This is a genomic window from Lentzea sp. NPDC006480 (assembly GCF_040611995.1).
Lineage (GTDB): Bacteria > Actinomycetota > Actinomycetes > Mycobacteriales > Pseudonocardiaceae > Lentzea.
Map to the genome: position 1 here is coordinate 1 of NZ_JBEXPJ010000219.1, position 13711 is coordinate 13711.

General features: G+C 69.6%; 20 protein-coding genes. 14 read left to right on the forward strand and 6 right to left on the reverse strand.

Annotated features, from left to right (window positions below):
* Nucleotides 1–129: 129 nt before the first annotated feature.
* Nucleotides 130–756 (reverse strand): response regulator transcription factor, encoded by a 627-nt coding sequence (locus tag ABZX92_RS42105; RefSeq protein WP_355571151.1) that lies wholly within the window; start codon nt 754–756, stop codon nt 130–132.
* Nucleotides 753–1883 (reverse strand): histidine kinase, encoded by a 1131-nt coding sequence (locus ABZX92_RS42110; protein ID WP_355571153.1) that lies wholly within the window; start codon nt 1881–1883, stop codon nt 753–755. The genes ABZX92_RS42105 and ABZX92_RS42110 overlap by 4 nt, the downstream gene beginning before the upstream one ends.
* A 108-nt stretch (nt 1884–1991) precedes the next feature.
* Here ABZX92_RS42110 and ABZX92_RS42115 point away from each other — a divergent pair, with 108 nt between their 5' ends.
* The 8 genes from ABZX92_RS42115 to ABZX92_RS42150 all read left to right on the forward strand — a co-directional run bounded on the left by ABZX92_RS42115 (nt 1992) and on the right by ABZX92_RS42150 (nt 7542).
* Nucleotides 1992–2666: an ABC transporter ATP-binding protein gene (locus tag ABZX92_RS42115; protein ID WP_355571155.1), complete on the forward strand. Its 675-nt coding sequence runs from the start codon at nt 1992–1994 to the stop codon at nt 2664–2666.
* The gene (locus tag ABZX92_RS42120) at nt 2663–4849 is read left to right on the forward strand and encodes an FtsX-like permease family protein (protein WP_355571156.1); all 2187 of its coding nucleotides are present in this window, start codon (nt 2663–2665) and stop codon (nt 4847–4849) included. Before ABZX92_RS42115 ends, ABZX92_RS42120 begins: the two co-directional genes overlap by 4 nt.
* A 77-nt stretch (nt 4850–4926) precedes the next feature.
* On the forward strand, nt 4927–5448 hold the full coding sequence (locus ABZX92_RS42125) for a VanZ family protein (protein ID WP_355571158.1): 522 nt from the start codon (nt 4927–4929) through the stop codon (nt 5446–5448).
* Nucleotides 5449–5505: 57 nt separating this feature from the next.
* Nucleotides 5506–5964: a hypothetical protein gene (locus ABZX92_RS42130; RefSeq protein WP_355571160.1), complete on the forward strand. Its 459-nt coding sequence runs from the start codon at nt 5506–5508 to the stop codon at nt 5962–5964.
* 2 nt (nt 5965–5966) lie between these two features.
* Entirely contained in the window at nt 5967–6422 is a 456-nt protein-coding gene (locus tag ABZX92_RS42135; RefSeq protein WP_355571162.1) for a hypothetical protein, read from the forward strand.
* Nucleotides 6423–6424: 2 nt separating this feature from the next.
* Nucleotides 6425–6664 carry a hypothetical protein gene (locus ABZX92_RS42140; RefSeq protein WP_355571164.1) on the forward strand — a complete coding sequence of 80 codons (240 nt, stop codon included), beginning with the start codon at nt 6425–6427 and terminating at the stop codon, nt 6662–6664.
* A gap of 2 nt (nt 6665–6666) precedes the next feature.
* Nucleotides 6667–6885 carry a hypothetical protein gene (locus ABZX92_RS42145; protein ID WP_355571166.1) on the forward strand — a complete coding sequence of 73 codons (219 nt, stop codon included), beginning with the start codon at nt 6667–6669 and terminating at the stop codon, nt 6883–6885.
* A 66-nt stretch (nt 6886–6951) separates the two neighbouring features.
* The gene (locus tag ABZX92_RS42150; protein ID WP_355571168.1) at nt 6952–7542 is read left to right on the forward strand and encodes a MarC family protein; all 591 of its coding nucleotides are present in this window, start codon (nt 6952–6954) and stop codon (nt 7540–7542) included.
* Here the strand turns inward: ABZX92_RS42150 and ABZX92_RS42155 are convergent.
* Nucleotides 7539–8069 (reverse strand): SMI1/KNR4 family protein, encoded by a 531-nt coding sequence (locus ABZX92_RS42155; protein ID WP_355571169.1) that lies wholly within the window; start codon nt 8067–8069, stop codon nt 7539–7541. The two genes, ABZX92_RS42150 and ABZX92_RS42155, sit on opposite strands and share 4 nt — an antisense overlap.
* Nucleotides 8070–8168: 99 nt before the next feature.
* Here ABZX92_RS42155 and ABZX92_RS42160 point away from each other — a divergent pair, with 99 nt between their 5' ends.
* Nucleotides 8169–8495 (forward strand): type VII secretion target, encoded by a 327-nt coding sequence (locus ABZX92_RS42160; protein ID WP_355571171.1) that lies wholly within the window; start codon nt 8169–8171, stop codon nt 8493–8495.
* The gene (locus ABZX92_RS42165; protein ID WP_355571173.1) at nt 8492–9661 is read left to right on the forward strand and encodes a C40 family peptidase; all 1170 of its coding nucleotides are present in this window, start codon (nt 8492–8494) and stop codon (nt 9659–9661) included. Before ABZX92_RS42160 ends, ABZX92_RS42165 begins: the two co-directional genes overlap by 4 nt.
* On the opposite strand, the gene ABZX92_RS42170 is transcribed toward ABZX92_RS42165, so the two are convergent.
* On the reverse strand, nt 9643–10038 hold the full coding sequence (locus ABZX92_RS42170) for a hypothetical protein (RefSeq protein ID WP_355571175.1): 396 nt from the start codon (nt 10036–10038) through the stop codon (nt 9643–9645). The genes ABZX92_RS42165 and ABZX92_RS42170 overlap by 19 nt on opposite strands.
* Before the next feature lie 119 nt (nt 10039–10157).
* Complete coding sequence (locus ABZX92_RS42175; protein ID WP_355571177.1) at nt 10158–10577, reverse strand: tautomerase family protein; 420 nt, start codon at nt 10575–10577, stop codon at nt 10158–10160.
* Between the two features lie 79 nt (nt 10578–10656).
* Between ABZX92_RS42175 and ABZX92_RS42180 the strand changes: the two genes are divergently transcribed.
* Nucleotides 10657–11220: a TetR/AcrR family transcriptional regulator gene (locus ABZX92_RS42180; RefSeq protein ID WP_355571178.1), complete on the forward strand. Its 564-nt coding sequence runs from the start codon at nt 10657–10659 to the stop codon at nt 11218–11220.
* Here the strand turns inward: ABZX92_RS42180 and ABZX92_RS42185 are convergent.
* The gene (locus ABZX92_RS42185) at nt 11201–11527 is read right to left on the reverse strand and encodes a YnfA family protein (protein WP_355571180.1); all 327 of its coding nucleotides are present in this window, start codon (nt 11525–11527) and stop codon (nt 11201–11203) included. The genes ABZX92_RS42180 and ABZX92_RS42185 overlap by 20 nt on opposite strands.
* Nucleotides 11528–11558: 31 nt before the next feature.
* On the opposite strand from ABZX92_RS42185, the gene ABZX92_RS42190 reads away from it, so the two are divergent.
* The 3 genes from ABZX92_RS42190 to ABZX92_RS42200 are packed head-to-tail and all read left to right on the forward strand — an operon-like array spanning nt 11559 to nt 13624.
* On the forward strand, nt 11559–11909 hold the full coding sequence (locus ABZX92_RS42190; protein ID WP_355571182.1) for a hypothetical protein: 351 nt from the start codon (nt 11559–11561) through the stop codon (nt 11907–11909).
* The gene (locus ABZX92_RS42195; protein ID WP_355571183.1) at nt 11897–12343 is read left to right on the forward strand and encodes a YbaB/EbfC family nucleoid-associated protein; all 447 of its coding nucleotides are present in this window, start codon (nt 11897–11899) and stop codon (nt 12341–12343) included. The genes ABZX92_RS42190 and ABZX92_RS42195 overlap by 13 nt, the downstream gene beginning before the upstream one ends.
* Before the next feature lie 54 nt (nt 12344–12397).
* A complete protein-coding gene (locus tag ABZX92_RS42200; RefSeq protein ID WP_355571185.1) occupies nt 12398–13624 on the forward strand; it encodes a primosomal protein in 1227 nt (408 codons plus the stop codon).
* The last annotated feature ends 87 nt before the right edge of the window (nt 13625–13711 follow it).

Below are 13711 nucleotides of genomic sequence, written 5' to 3' on the forward strand. Positions count from 1 at the left end.
CAAGGGCTCGGCCAACGGCGTCGACGCCGAACAACCCGTGCAGCTCAAGCCCAACAACGGCGGCACGTGGAAGAAGTTCGGCGCGTGGCCAGCAGTTGGTGGTACTTGCAGACGCCCCAACAGCCAGGGCTAGGAGTTGACCAGGCCCGCTCGCCACGCCCACGAGGCGATCCCGACGCGGTTCTTCACGTTCAGCTTCGTCTGCACCGACGCCAGGTGCGTCTTCACCGTCGAGAGCGACAGGAACAGCTCCGACGCGATCTCCTGGTTGCTGAGCCCGCGCGCCACCTCCCGCACGACGTCCTGCTCGCGCGCGGTCAGCAACCCCAGGTCAGGCCGCTGAGCCGGCCGCGAGAAGTGCTCCAGCATCCGCACGGTGACCTGCGGCGAGATCAGCGCGTTGCCCTGCGCCGCCGCCCGCACGGCCTCGACCAGCAACGCCGGCCCCGCGTCCTTGGTCAGGAAGCCGGAAGCGCCGTTCTCCAACGCCGTGTGCACGTACTCGTCCAGGTCGAACGTGGTCACCACGACGACCTTGGTCGAACCGGAGATCTTCTTGGTGACCTCCAGGCCGTCCAGCCCCGGCATGCGGATGTCGAGCAACGCCACGTCCGGCTTGAGCTCGCGGACCGCGGTCACCGCCGAGACGCCGTCTGGCACGTCCGCGACCACCGTGATGTCCGGCTGCTTCTCCAGGATCATCCGGAAACCGACGCGGACCATCTCCTGGTCGTCGGCGATGAGAACTGAGATCACTTGATGCCTTTCAGGGGTAGCTCTGCGAGGACCTGCCAGCCGTTCTCCCGCGGTCCCGCGGAGAACAGCCCTCCGAGCAGGTCGACCCGCTCACGCATGCCTACGAGACCGTAGCCACCCTGGTTCAGCTCGTGCGGGCGGCCGTCGTCGGCGACGATCACGCGCAGCGCGCCACCGTGCGTGCGGGAGATCTCCACGTCGATCATCGTCGGGGACACCGCGTGTTTGTGCACGTTGGTGAGCGACTCCTGGACCAGGCGCAACACCGACCGGCCGAGCTCCGGTGGCACCTCGTCGGGCAGGTCGATCCGCAGCCGGGTCTCGAAGCCCAGCTCACGGGTGCGTTCGACGGCCGAGATCACGTCGGCCGCGAGGTCGGTCGTGGCGTCGTCGCTCTCACCCTGGCGCAGGGTGCCGACCATGCGCCGCATCGCGCCCAGGGCTTCCGTGCCCGATCGGACAATGCCGGGCAGCAGCCGGTGGGCGGCGTGCGGGTCGTCGTCGGAGACCTCCAGCGCGGCCTGGGCCTGCACGAGCATGCCGGTCACGTGGTGGGCGACGACGTCGTGCAGCTCGCGGGCCAGCGCGATGCGTTCTTCCTTCTGCGCGTCGGTGACGGCGGCGGCGATCAGGCGGCCGCTCTCGGTGTCGCGCGCGCGGAAGTACAGGCCGACGCCGACCGCGCCGAAGCCCAGCACCAGCGAGCCCAGCATCTCGTTGTAGTTGCTGGACGAGAGCCAGTTGTCGCGAACGAGCGCGGCGAAGAAGCTCACGGCCATCAGCGAGCCCACCGACCAGGTGGCGGCGCGGCGCGGTTCCTCGCGCACGATGACGGCGGTGAGCACCAGGCAGGCGGCGGTCTCGGCGACGGTCAGCGGGCTGAGGATCGTGGGCAGGTTGACGTCGAACAGCCGGATGACGAACGACGCCACGAAGATCGACGCCACGGTCACCGGGATGGTGAAGGCACGCGACTTGAACGACGTGACGGCCGCGATGCACGGCGGCACGCTGAGCAGCCACACCAGTGCCTCGCTGCTGCCCGGCCGGTTCATCAGCACCAGCTCGCCGAGCATCAGCAGCGCGAGTCCGGCGGCGATCGGCCATTGGCCCCGATGACTGTCCACGGGAGACAACGGTAGGACCATCACACCCCTCCGGCCTCGGTCATCCGGCTGATCCGGTGTGTCGTCAAGGCTGAGGTTTTCCAGGCACCCACCCGGCACCTTGAACGCATGAATTCGGTTCTGGCCGCTCGTGGCCTGGTCAAGACCTACGGCGACGTGCACGCGCTCGCCGGGGTGGACATCGACATCCGCGCCGGGGACGTGCTGGCGGTCGTCGGTCCGTCCGGCTCCGGCAAGACGACGCTGCTGCACGTCCTGTCCGGCATCCTGCGCGCCGACGGCGGCGAGGTGTTCCTCGACGGGCGCGCGATCGGCGAGCTGAACGAGACGGGCCGCAGCGAGCTGCGCCGGACCGCGTTCGGGTTCGTGTTCCAGTCGGGCATGCTCGTCGCCGAGCTCACCGCCGAGGAGAACGCCGCACTGCCGATGCTGCTCGCCGGCGGTTCGCGCGAGAAGTCGCTCGGCGCGGCGAGGCTGTGGCTCGCCCGGCTGGGCCTGCAGGGCATGGAGAAGCGGCGGCCGGGCGAGCTGTCCGGCGGGCAGGCGCAACGGGTCGCGATCGCGCGGGCGCTGGCGCACCAGCCGCGGGTGATCTTCGCGGACGAGCCGACCGGTGCCCTCGACACGCGGACCGGCCAGGAGATGATGACCGCGCTGTTGCAGGCCGCGGAGGAGACCAACGCGGCCGTCGTGATCGTCACGCACGACAAGGCGATCGCGGACCGGGCTCTTCGCGTCGTCGAGATCCAGGACGGGCGCATCGCGGCTGGGGTGTCGGCGTGAGGATCGCTCTCGCGGTGCTGCGCAGGGACCGGCGCAGCCAGGTCGCGACCGTGCTGGTCGCGCTCGGCGTGATGATCGCGGTGTCGCTGGTGCTGTGGCTCGTCGCCGCGCCGAACGGCCTGCAGGCGCGGGCGGACCGCACGGCGTGGCGCGACGTCATGGGACAGGCCAACGAGGGAGCCATTTCCGTTGCGGTGAACAAGGACTCGTTCGACGGCAAGCTCATCGAACGGTTCGACGTCGCGCGCAACAAGCAGGGTGACGTGCCGGTCGCCAAGGGAATCGCGAAGTTCCCGGAGGCCGGCGAGGTCCTGCTGTCCCCCGCGCTGTCCGATCTCGTGCGCGGCACACCGGCCGAGAAGCTCGGGAATCGCTTTCCCGGCAAGCAGATCGGCGAACTGGGGCCGGAAGCGCTCAAGTACCCCGGCGAGCTCGTCGCGCTCATCGGGCACGACAAGATCGAGAACGGGTACCAGTCCGATGGTCTGGCCGGCGGCACCGGCTCGTACCGCGACGACTACCACGGCATGCTCTACCTGCTCACCCGCGTCGGACTCGTCGTGCTCGTCGTGCCGTGCCTCGTGCTGGTCGCCTCGGCCGCACGACTGACTGCGGCGAAACGGGAACGGCGCCTGGCGGCGTTGCGGCTGGCCGGCGCCAGCCCGCGTCAGGTCGTGATCATGACGGCCGTCGAGACCGCGGTCGGCGCGGTCGTCGGCAGCGTGCTCGGTGTGGTGCTGGCGCAGCCGTTCAGCCATCTCACCGCGAAGATCCCGTGGGAGGGCGGCATCTGGTATCCGGGCGACTTCGTGCCGTCGGTCCCGGTCGTGGTCGCGGTGGCCGTGCTCGCTCCGGTGCTGGTGATCGCGGCGGCGATCATCGGGTTGCGGCGGGTGGTCCAGAAACCGTTGGCAGCGGAGGAGAAGCGCAAGGTCCGGTCGTGGCGGCTGCTGATGATCGCCGGGGCGCTGGGCGTGTTCTTCCTCGGGATCGTGTACGCGCAGGAGGCCAGCGGCGACAGCCAGTTCACCGTGGTGCTGCTGGGACTCGGCGCGGTGGCATTCGCGCTCGTGCTGGCCGGGCCGGTGGTGACGGCGTGGGTCGGCCGGTTCTTCGTGTCGCGCTGGCACAAGCCGTCGACGTTGCTGGCGGGACGGCGGTTGTCGGGTGACCCGGTGGCGGCGTTCCGCGGCTCGGCCGGGGTGGTGATCGCGGTGTTCACCGGCTCGATGGCGCTGACCATGTTGCCGGGCCTGGAAAGTCAGGTGCCGTACCGCGACTCGACGTGGAACGAGAACGCGATCGTGGCGGAGCAGGTGACGCACGACGTGACGCCGTTGCGCCTGCAGACGTCGGCGCCGATCGTCACGATGCTGGACGGCACGGTGTCGACGGGCAAGGACGCGGACTACGGCACGTACGTCCTCGTCGGCAAATGCGCGGACGTCGCGAAGGTCCTGAACGGCCTGTCGTGCAAGCCGGGCCCTGCCGTGTACGCGCATTCGAAGCTGCAGGGCGACCAGTTCAAGTCGGGCTCGTCGAAGGACTCGGTCACGGCGAAGCTGCCTGCCGCGTACGAGACGCGGCCGTTCGGCGGCTCCGGCCGGATCAGCGCGGTGATCGATCCGGAGCTGCTGCCGGGCCTGGAGGGCAAGGTGACGATGGTCGGCGTGCCGACGACGGCCGACAACCGCGACGCCGTGCACACGGCGTTGATCGGCACGCTGCCAGGCGTGCGGCTGGTGGACGGCGAGCAGCGGGAGCTCTACGGCGACACGCTCATGGAGGACCTGGAGCGGGCCACGATCATCGGCCTGTCGATCGCGGCGGTGCTCGGTGGCATCGGCGCGGCGGTGGCCGCGGCCGGCTCCGTGATCGACCGCAGGCGCACTTTCGGTGCGTTGATCGCCGCCGGAACCCCAATTCGTGTGCTGGGTCACGCATTGCGCCGGGAAGTAATGCTGCCGGTGTTCGCGGTCACAATCGCGGCGTGCGGCGCAGGCATTGTCGTCGGTCTCGGATTGCTCACTCTTGCACGCGGACTCGTGGGCCACGGCGAAATGCCGCTGACGCCGTGGGTGCTCGCCCCGGTGGGCGTCGGAATGGTGGTTGCGCTGGTAGCGGCCCTGGCGTGCGGCCCGGCACTACGGGGCATCAGCCCACGGGATTACGCGGCCGAGTAGCACTCGGCCGGAAGTACGAGGATGAGACTGGCCCTCAGCGCGATGTGCGCGGAGGGCCATTTTCATACGTTGTATTCATGACGAATGCACAGCTCGCGAGCACCCAGTGGGGCCTTTTCCTGTCGGTCGTCTTCCTGCTGCCGCAGCTGTTCTTCCGTCAGCTCACGTGGCGCAGCGCGACCATCACCACGTACGCGAGCATGCTGTTCGCCGCGACGTTCCTGCCGATGCAGACCGTGCCGCCGCGCCAGGCCGTGCAGCTCGTCCCGTTCCAGTGGGTCGCCGACACGTTCCGCGACGGGCAGATCGCGTTCGACCAGATGACGTTGAACGTGCTGCTGTTCGTGCCGCTGGGCGCGATGCTGATGTTCTGGGGCAAGCGCACGGTCGGCCAGGCCGCGCTGATCGGGTACGGCGTCTCGCTGCTGATCGAGGGCTCGCAGCTGATGTGGGCCAACCGGATCTTCGACGTGGACGACCTGATCACCAACACGACCGGTACCGCTTTGGGGTGGCTCGGTGCGCTGGCCGCCGTGAAGGTCTACGCCCGCGTGAAGGCCGTCGAGGTGCCGCAGCGTTCACTCGCCGACGTGAGGTAGCCCCTCTGACCTGCGGATGTAGGGACTCGATAGGCCGGCAGGCGCATCCTCGCCCCCATGCGAGCCAAGAGAACGATCGCCGTCATCACGGCATTGCTCGGGCTGGTCCTGGCCACGGCCGGCACCGCCTCCGCGTCGCCCGGCAGCTGGGTGCCCTACGGCAACAACAACCCGATCACCGGCAGCTCCGCCAAGTGGGTGTGCGGCGGCAGCGAGGTGATCGCCGAGAACATGCTGGCGCAGGTCTGCGCGATCCGGTCCGGCAACGGCACTGGCACCGCCGTGCAGGGAGCGGTGATCATCCGCAACAACCGCTCCAGCCTCGCCTCTGCGTCGGCGCGAGTGGTGATGTGGGAAACGGGCGGCGGCACCTACGACTACTGGTACTGCTCGTCTTCCGGGATCGCCGCGCACTCCTGGTCGGTGTGCTTCGGCGCGAGCTTCGGGCACGCCGGCAAGGTGTACGCGACCGGCGACGCCAAGAACGTGGCTCTCGGGTACACGGGGGACATCTGATCATGCGAGCAAAACGAGCGATCGCCGTGATCAGCGCGCTTCTCGGCCTGGTCCTGACCACCGCCGTTCCCGCCTCCGCGTCGACGAACGGCACCTGGGTCGCGTACGGCAACGACAACCCGATCACCGGCAGCCCCGCCAAGTGGGAGTGCGCCGCCAGTGTGGTCATCGCCGAGAACATGCTGGCGCAGGTCTGCGCGATCAGGTCGGGTGGCGGAACGGGCACCACCGTGCAGGGAGCGGTGATCGTCCGCAACAACCGGGCGAGCGTCGCCTCCGCGTCAGCGGCCGTGTCGATGTGGAATCCGAGCTGGCTCCAGGAATGGGTGTGCAACGCCTCGGGGGTCGCCCCGCACTCGTGGTCGGTGTGCTTCACCGTTTCCTTCTTGTGCCGTGAGCAGGTGTACGCGAGCGGCGACGCCAAGGGCAAGAACCTCTGGCGAACGGACTACATCTGATCATGCGAGCAACACGAGCGATCGCCGTCATCACCGCGTTTCTCGGCCTGATCCTGACCACGGCCGTGCCCGCCTCCGCCACGACCGGCACCTGGGTCCCGTACGGCAACAACAACCCCATCACCGGCAGCCCGAGCAAGTGGGTGTGCACCGCGAGCGAGGCGATCTCCGCCAACGTGGTGGCGCAGGTGTGCGCGATCAGATCCGGAAACGGGAGCGGGGACAACGTGCAGGGGCGGTGATCGTGCGGAACAACCGATCCAGCCTGTTCGGCACAGCGGCGTCGGTCGAGGTGCGCGATCGCTTCACCCTCGACACGTTGGGCGTCTGGGACTGCCCGACCTCCGGGGTCGCCGCCAACTCGTGGTCGGTGTGCTTTGGTGCGACCACCCGCTGGCTGTACCACGTGTACGCAGTCGGGGACGCCAAGGGCGTCTTCCTCGGTACGACCGGACAGGTCTGATCCCACGTTCACCCGGCGGCGTGAGGTGACGCGCGCCGCCGGGCCCTCCGCCCGATCATGGCGGCCATGAAGTTCGTGGAGGCGTTCAGCATCCTCGTCGCCGTGGTCGGCCCGCCGAAGATCCTGCTGGCGTTCCTGATGGACACCGAGGGCGCGGACTCCCGGACCCGGTGGCGGGTGGCGTTCACCTCCACCGCGATCGCCCTGGGCGTCGGCCTGTTCGTGGTCGTGGCCGGGCGGTTGCTGCTCTCGATCTTCCACCTCAGCGAAGGCTCGTTGTACCTGGCCAGCGGCGTGATCCTGTTCGTGCACGCGTTGGACCTCGTGCTCGGCCGCAAGCAGGAGCCGACGCACGACGAGACGGGTGGCACGCACGAGTTGGCCACCGCCTACTACGCGAACCCCGTGGCGCTGGCGTACCTGTTCCTGCTGTCCGACACGAAGTCGATCGGGACGACGTTCGTGCTGGCCGGTGGGTTCGCCGCGGTGATCGCGCTCGACCTGGCCGCGATCGCATTGCTCGGCATCGCGATGCGCTGGGTGAAGATGACCTACGCCTGGGTGCTGTCGCGCGTGCTCGGCGTGCTGCTCGCGGCGCTCGGCGTGGACCAGATCGTCGAAGGCCTGATCAGCCTGGGGATTCTGGAACGCGCCTAGCTGGTCCGCCAGCCCAGCTCGCCCGCGGTGTTGACCTCCGGGAAGCAGTGGCCGACCGCGCTGCGCGTTTCCAGGGCCGTCGCGACCTGGTCGAACATCTCGATGATCGACGTCCACTCCGGCTTGACCATCTCGTTGCGCTCCTGGTCCCACTCGACCACGCAGCCGCGCAGCACGCCGGGCCTCAGGTCCACCGCGAGCACGTCACCGGTGCCGTCGAACGCGATCGGCAGCCACTCGGGGTGGAAGCCTGCCGCCGGAGAGCCCGCCTCGGAACCGTCGGCGGCCTTGCTCGTGTGGGTCTCCCTGAGCACGAACGCGCGATCGGCGCCCAGCGGCGTGTAGAAGGGCGGCAGGATCTCGGCGAAGAGGCCCTCCTCCGTGCCGCCGTACACGCTCCACCACAGCTGGAGATCGATCGGAACCCGAAGCTCCGGCAGCGCGTCGTACCTCGGACGCAGCACCGCACGGGTGGCCGGAGCGTGCTCCGCCAGCCATGCCAGGATCCGGTTCCAGTGCTCGATCACACCCACTGCTCCATGATCTTGGCGGAACGTCGGGCGAGGTACCGCTCATCGGGGCAGGATCAAGCCGAACAGGTCACTACTGGGGGAAGAAGCTTTCAGATGGCGGAACAGGGTCTCAAGGTCGACCTCGACGCCTTGACCGGATACGCCTCGGCGGTGACCGGTCTGGCGGGCGAGGTGGGCGCGGTCGGCACCGGCACGTTGAACGGCACCACGGCTCTGCCGGGCGACTGCTTCGGCAAGATCGGCAACGAGGTGGGGTTGAACGCCGCTTTCCAGGCGGCCGCGCAGACTCAGCTGGACGCGCTGAAGGCGGCTTCCGCCGGGCTCACCGGTCTGGGCACGGCCGTTTCGAAGGCCCGTGAGGCGTACGTCGCCCAGGAAGACGCGAACAAGGCCGCGCTGAACAAGGCGGCGCGTGCATGAGCGTCGAAGGGCTCCTGAGCGCGTTCATCGCGCCCATGAAGGAAGATCTGGCGAAGCTCGACGGCGACACCGGTGGCGCCACGCGGGCCGGCGACGCGTTCGGCCGCGCGCAGACCGCCATGACGGACCTGGGGAACCGGCACTCGTCCGCTTCCACGGCCGTGCTGAACACGTGGTCCGGCGAGAAGGCCAACGCCTTCACCAGCCGGGTGGCGACGTTCGCGTCGGCCGCGACCACGTTGTCCTCCAACGCTTCCGCGATCAAGACCGCGGCGTCGTCCGGTGTCTCCGCGGTGACCGGAGGGCGTACCGCGATCCAGGGCTTGATCGACGAGTTCACCTCGAAGGCGACGCCGAAGCTCGCCGCAGCGGTGGCCGCCTCGATGGTGGCCGGTCCCGGCGTGGTGCTGGCCGCGCTGGCCGATCTCGCCGGGCTGGCTTCCGGTTACCAGGGCAAGACTTCCGCCGAGCTGCAGAAGGTCCGCGACCAGCTCACCCAGCTGGTCGGACAGCTGAACGGGTTGCCGAAGCCCGATCTCGGCGCGCTGGGCAAGCTCGGCGAGCCGCTCGGCGGTGACGAAGGCGGCATGACCTCCACGGCCGGCGCCTCCGACCCCAAGAAGCAGGAGTCCGGTCACAGCACCGGTTCCGGTTCGGGCTCCGGCTCGGGTGGTGGGAGCGGTTCCGGTGGTGGAGGCGGTGGCGGCGGAGGGGGTGGCGGTGGAGGTCACGGCCCCCGGCTGCCCGTCGCGATCCCGCCGCAGCCCGGCAGCGGCGTCGGCGTGAACCTGCCCGACGGCAGCAGTGCCGAGGCGCCGAACGAGACCGCGGCGAAGGCGGTCCGCAACGCTTTGTCCGCTCTCGGCACGCCGTACGTGTGGGGTGGCGCGAACCCGCCGCAGGGCACCGACTGCTCCGGCCTGACGCAGTGGGCCTACAAGAACGCGGGCTTCGACATCCCGCGCCCGGCCTCCTCACAGGCGATGGGCGCGTCGGTGCCACCGGGCCAGGTGCTGCCCGGCGACCTCGTGGTGTGGGAAGGGCACGTGGCGATGGTGATCGGCAACGGCCAGATGGTCGAGGCCGGCGACCCGGTGCAGGTCGGCAAGATCCGCACGACGAACAGCGGGATGTCGTTCTACGGCTTCTACCGCCCGACGGGCTGATTCTCGACGCGCAGCGGCACCACGACGTCGGAGGCGCAGTCCGGCTCCGGATCGGGCGGGATGAAGTAGACGCTCACCCGGTACCCGGTCCAGTCGGCCTGCGGGCCGTTCGCCTTCAGCCGCGCGACGCCGTCCGGCCCGGTCTTGGTGTCACCGAACCTCTTGGTGGCCCGCTCGCTCGTCGCGGAGAACTCCACGACGGCTCCCTCGGCAGGAACTCCGTTGCGGCTCACCGTGGCCGCCAGCTCGAAGTCGTCGGTGGTGATCGTCGCCGGTGCGGCCGAGATGGTGTAGCCGCAGCCGGAGGCGCAGCTCGTCAGCGCCGCCGGTGCGGCCAGGGCCACCGCGAGCACCACGGCCCTCAGTGCGATCGGCAAAACTCCCCCAGTGCGTGTGGCACCGCCCAGCCCCCAGACTGGACGGCGTCTTCCCCCTGAGCTCAGAGGCTGCCACGCAGGCGTTGAAGGAATGTTGCATTGCAGGTAGAGGCGCTATGTCAGGCCTTCTCGGCCAGCTTCCGCAGCTCGGCGAGCCTCACGACCTGGCCACCCGCTCCCCAGGTTCCCTCCGGCTGCTCGTGGATGAACACCCACACCCGGATCGCGTCGCTCGCCTCCAGCCCGGCGGCCTCCAGCACCAGCTCGGTGGCCTCCTTGATCAGGCCTTCCTTGCGCTGGTCGGACAGCGCGCCCGCCGGCACCGTCACGTCCACCCGGAACCGCGGCGCGTCGTCCAGCGCGGTCGTCTGCGCGCCCGCGGGCAGCTCGTGCAGGTAGGTCCAGGCGACCGAGCGGAAGAAGTCGTTGTCCGGCGCGCCCTCCCACTTCAGCAGCAGCGTGGCGAGGTCGCGCTGCACCGACTTGCGGCCGGCGTCGGTCAGCGATCCGGCAGGTGCGGTCAGTTCGATCATCGGCATGGCTTGAACCCCCTATAACGACTGTTATATCCCATTGGCAAGCTATCCTATGACGACCGTTATAGCCAGTGAGGTGTCCATGTCCCGACAGCAGATCGTCGCCGGAGCAGCCGACATGATGCGGCGCCGCGGTCTCAACGCGACGAGCATCCGGGAGGTCGCCAAACACGCGGGCACGCCGCTCGGCTCGACGTACCACTACTTCCCCGGCGGCAAGGACCAGCTCGCGGCCGAGGCGGTGCGGCTGTCCGAGGAGATCGTCGCGACGTTGCTCGCCGAGAAGCTGCGGCAGGGACCGGCGGAGGGGGTCGCGGCGTTCTTCGCGTTGTGGCGGGAGGTTCTCGCGGGCACCGAGTTCAAGGCCGGCTGCCCCGTGCTGGCCGTGGCGGTCGAGGAAGCGGACCACCCCGAGGCGCTCAAGGCGTCCGCCGAGGCGTTCCGGGCGTGGTCGAAGCAGCTGGCCGCGTCGTTGGCGGAGCACGGCGTCGGCGCGCGTCGGGCCGCACAGCTCGCCACGCTGCTCATCGCGTCCGCCGAGGGGGCCGTGGTGATGTGCCGGGCCCAGCGCAGCATCCAGCCGCTCGACGACGTCGCCGCGGAGCTCACCGCGCTCCTGGAAGCGACTATCGCGGCGCGTACATGATCACCGCGACCCCGGTCAGGCACACCAGCGCGCCGATCACGTCGTAGCGGTCCGGGCGGAACCCGTCCACGAGCATGCCCCAGGCGAGCGACCCGGCCACGAACACGCCGCCGTACGCCGCGAGGATCCTGCCGAAGTTCGCGTCCGGCTGCAGCGTCGCGACGAAGCCGTAGATGCCCAGCGCGATCACCCCGCCGCCGATCCACAGCCAGCCCCGCGACTCCCGCACGCCCTGCCACACGAGCCAGGCGCCGCCGATCTCCATCAGGGCGGCGAGAGCGAACAGCACGACCGAACGCAGGAACATGCGGCACACTGTCGCAGTAGGGGGTGATCAGGTGGACGACGACGTCGAGCGCGCCGCGAGGAAGGTGCGCGATGTCGAGCAGGCCGTGTCACAGCACGTCGCGCGCAGTGGTCCCATCACGGGACGGGCGTCCTCACCGGACGGCGCGGTGACGGTCATCGCCACGCCCGGTGGTCCGCCGCAGCAGATCGCGGTGAGCGCGGCGGCGCTGCGGATGGGGCCGCAGGGATTGGCCGCCGAGATCATGCGCATCGCCGAGAAGGCGCAGCGCAACGCGTCGAGCAGGCTGCACCAGACGCTGGAGCGCGTGGTCGACCCGCGCGAGCTGACGGAGCTGGGCTTCGCACGTGAGCAGGACGAGGACTTCGGGTGGCAGCGGTGAACGAAGAGCGCATGCAGGCCACCGAGCAGCTCCAGCGCGATCTCGCGGTCACCGCCGAGACGGTCGAGCACCCGAACGGGCTGTGCATGGTCACGGCGTCCGCGAAGGGCGAGATCAGGGCCCTGCACCTGCACCCGGCGCTGCTCCAGCAGGGCGCGCGGGCCCTCGGCGAGGTCGTCACCGAGACCGTGCGGCTCGCGACCAGCGCGGCCGTGCAGACGAGTTTCAACAAGATGGCACTGGCGCTGGGCGACGGCATGGCGATCGACGTGGAGTCGATCGTCGGCGACTCACCCTTCCGGGCGACGTGGAACCCGGTCGTGCCCCCGAAATCCGCAGCTCCCGAGGCACCTCAGGAGCGGCGGCCCAGGACGCCGTTCGTCGAGGACCCCGACGAGGACGCGTTCTTCGAGAACCCCTTTGGGCGCCGGTGATCAGCACCGTTAGGCTCGCCCACGGCATCAGGCAGGCGTGACCGGGAGGTCAGGATGGCGCAGGACATCGTCCCCATCGAGCTGGGGCTGACGCAGGGTGACGTCGTCACGCTGTGGGCACCCCGCTGGCGCGAGAAGGGCGAGGAGTGGGAGGCGTTCCTCGGTGACGAGGAAGACCTGTTCGTCTTCCCCGACGCCGCGCACCTCGCCGCCTTCGTCCGCACCGCGGAAGAGCACGACCTCACCGATCACCCAGCGTGGCCGGTCGTGCCGTCGCTGGGCGTCGCGGACCTCTCGCCGGACGACAACCACCAGTTCGACCTCGTCGGCGTGCCCGAGCTGATCGCAGAGGACCCGGACACCTGGACGATCGGTGAGCTCGCCGACGTCATCGCGATCGTGCGCGCTCTGGCGGACGTGTGCGATCTGGAGAAGGTCCACGAAGTGCTCGACAGCGCCGAGGGCTTCTCGCTGCTGCCGCAGGGCACGCTGCCGTTCAGCGGCCGTGACGGCGCGAAGCTGTGGGACGAGCTGTCCGAGGTCGTCTCCGAGAAGTGGGACGAGGTCCTCGACGCGATCGACGGCGTGGTGAACACGCCGGAGGTCCCGGAGAAGGAACTGGCCGTCGCGCAGGAGGAGCTCGCCAAGCTCGAGGCCGAGACCGCCGCGGCCGCCGCTGTCGAGGCCCCCGCTTCGGACGACGAGGACTCGGACGAGGAGAAGGCCGAGCCCACCGGCTTCTGGGTCGAGGTCGGCATCGACCCGATCAAGATCATCACGTCGGCCGGCGAGTTCTACACGCTGCGCTGCTACCTGGGCGACGACCCGGTGTTCCTGGGCCGCCGCGGCAAGATCGAGGTCTTCACCTCGCAGCGCGCCCTGAGCCGGTTCGTGGCCGAGAACGACGACCACGACCTCGCCGACGTCGAGACGTGGAACGACGTCAAGGTCAAGGCCACCGCGGGTGAGCTGGACGTCGACGTGGAAGACGACAACGTCTACGTGCTGACCGGCATCGCCGAGGACATGGAGGAGGGCCCCGACGCCCTCGACCCGCAGCAGCTCGACCTCGCCGTCGAACTGTTCGAGGACGCCGGCGAATGGGCCGACGACGAGTCCGTGAAGGACGCGCTGGCCTCGTCCGAGTCGCTGGGCTGGCTGGTGTCGTACGTCGTGGCGCCGGACCCGACGCGGCTCGCGCCGTCCGCTCCGTACGACGCCGAGGTGGCGAAGTTCCGCGAGCTGCAGGCCAAGTTCGAGGACCGCCTCAACACCAACTGAACAACCAGCAAGTTTCCGCTTGTTGAAAGTCACGCGGGGGCCCCGCGTTCCCCGGGGGGGGGCGCGGGGGCCCCCCGGGCGGCTCCG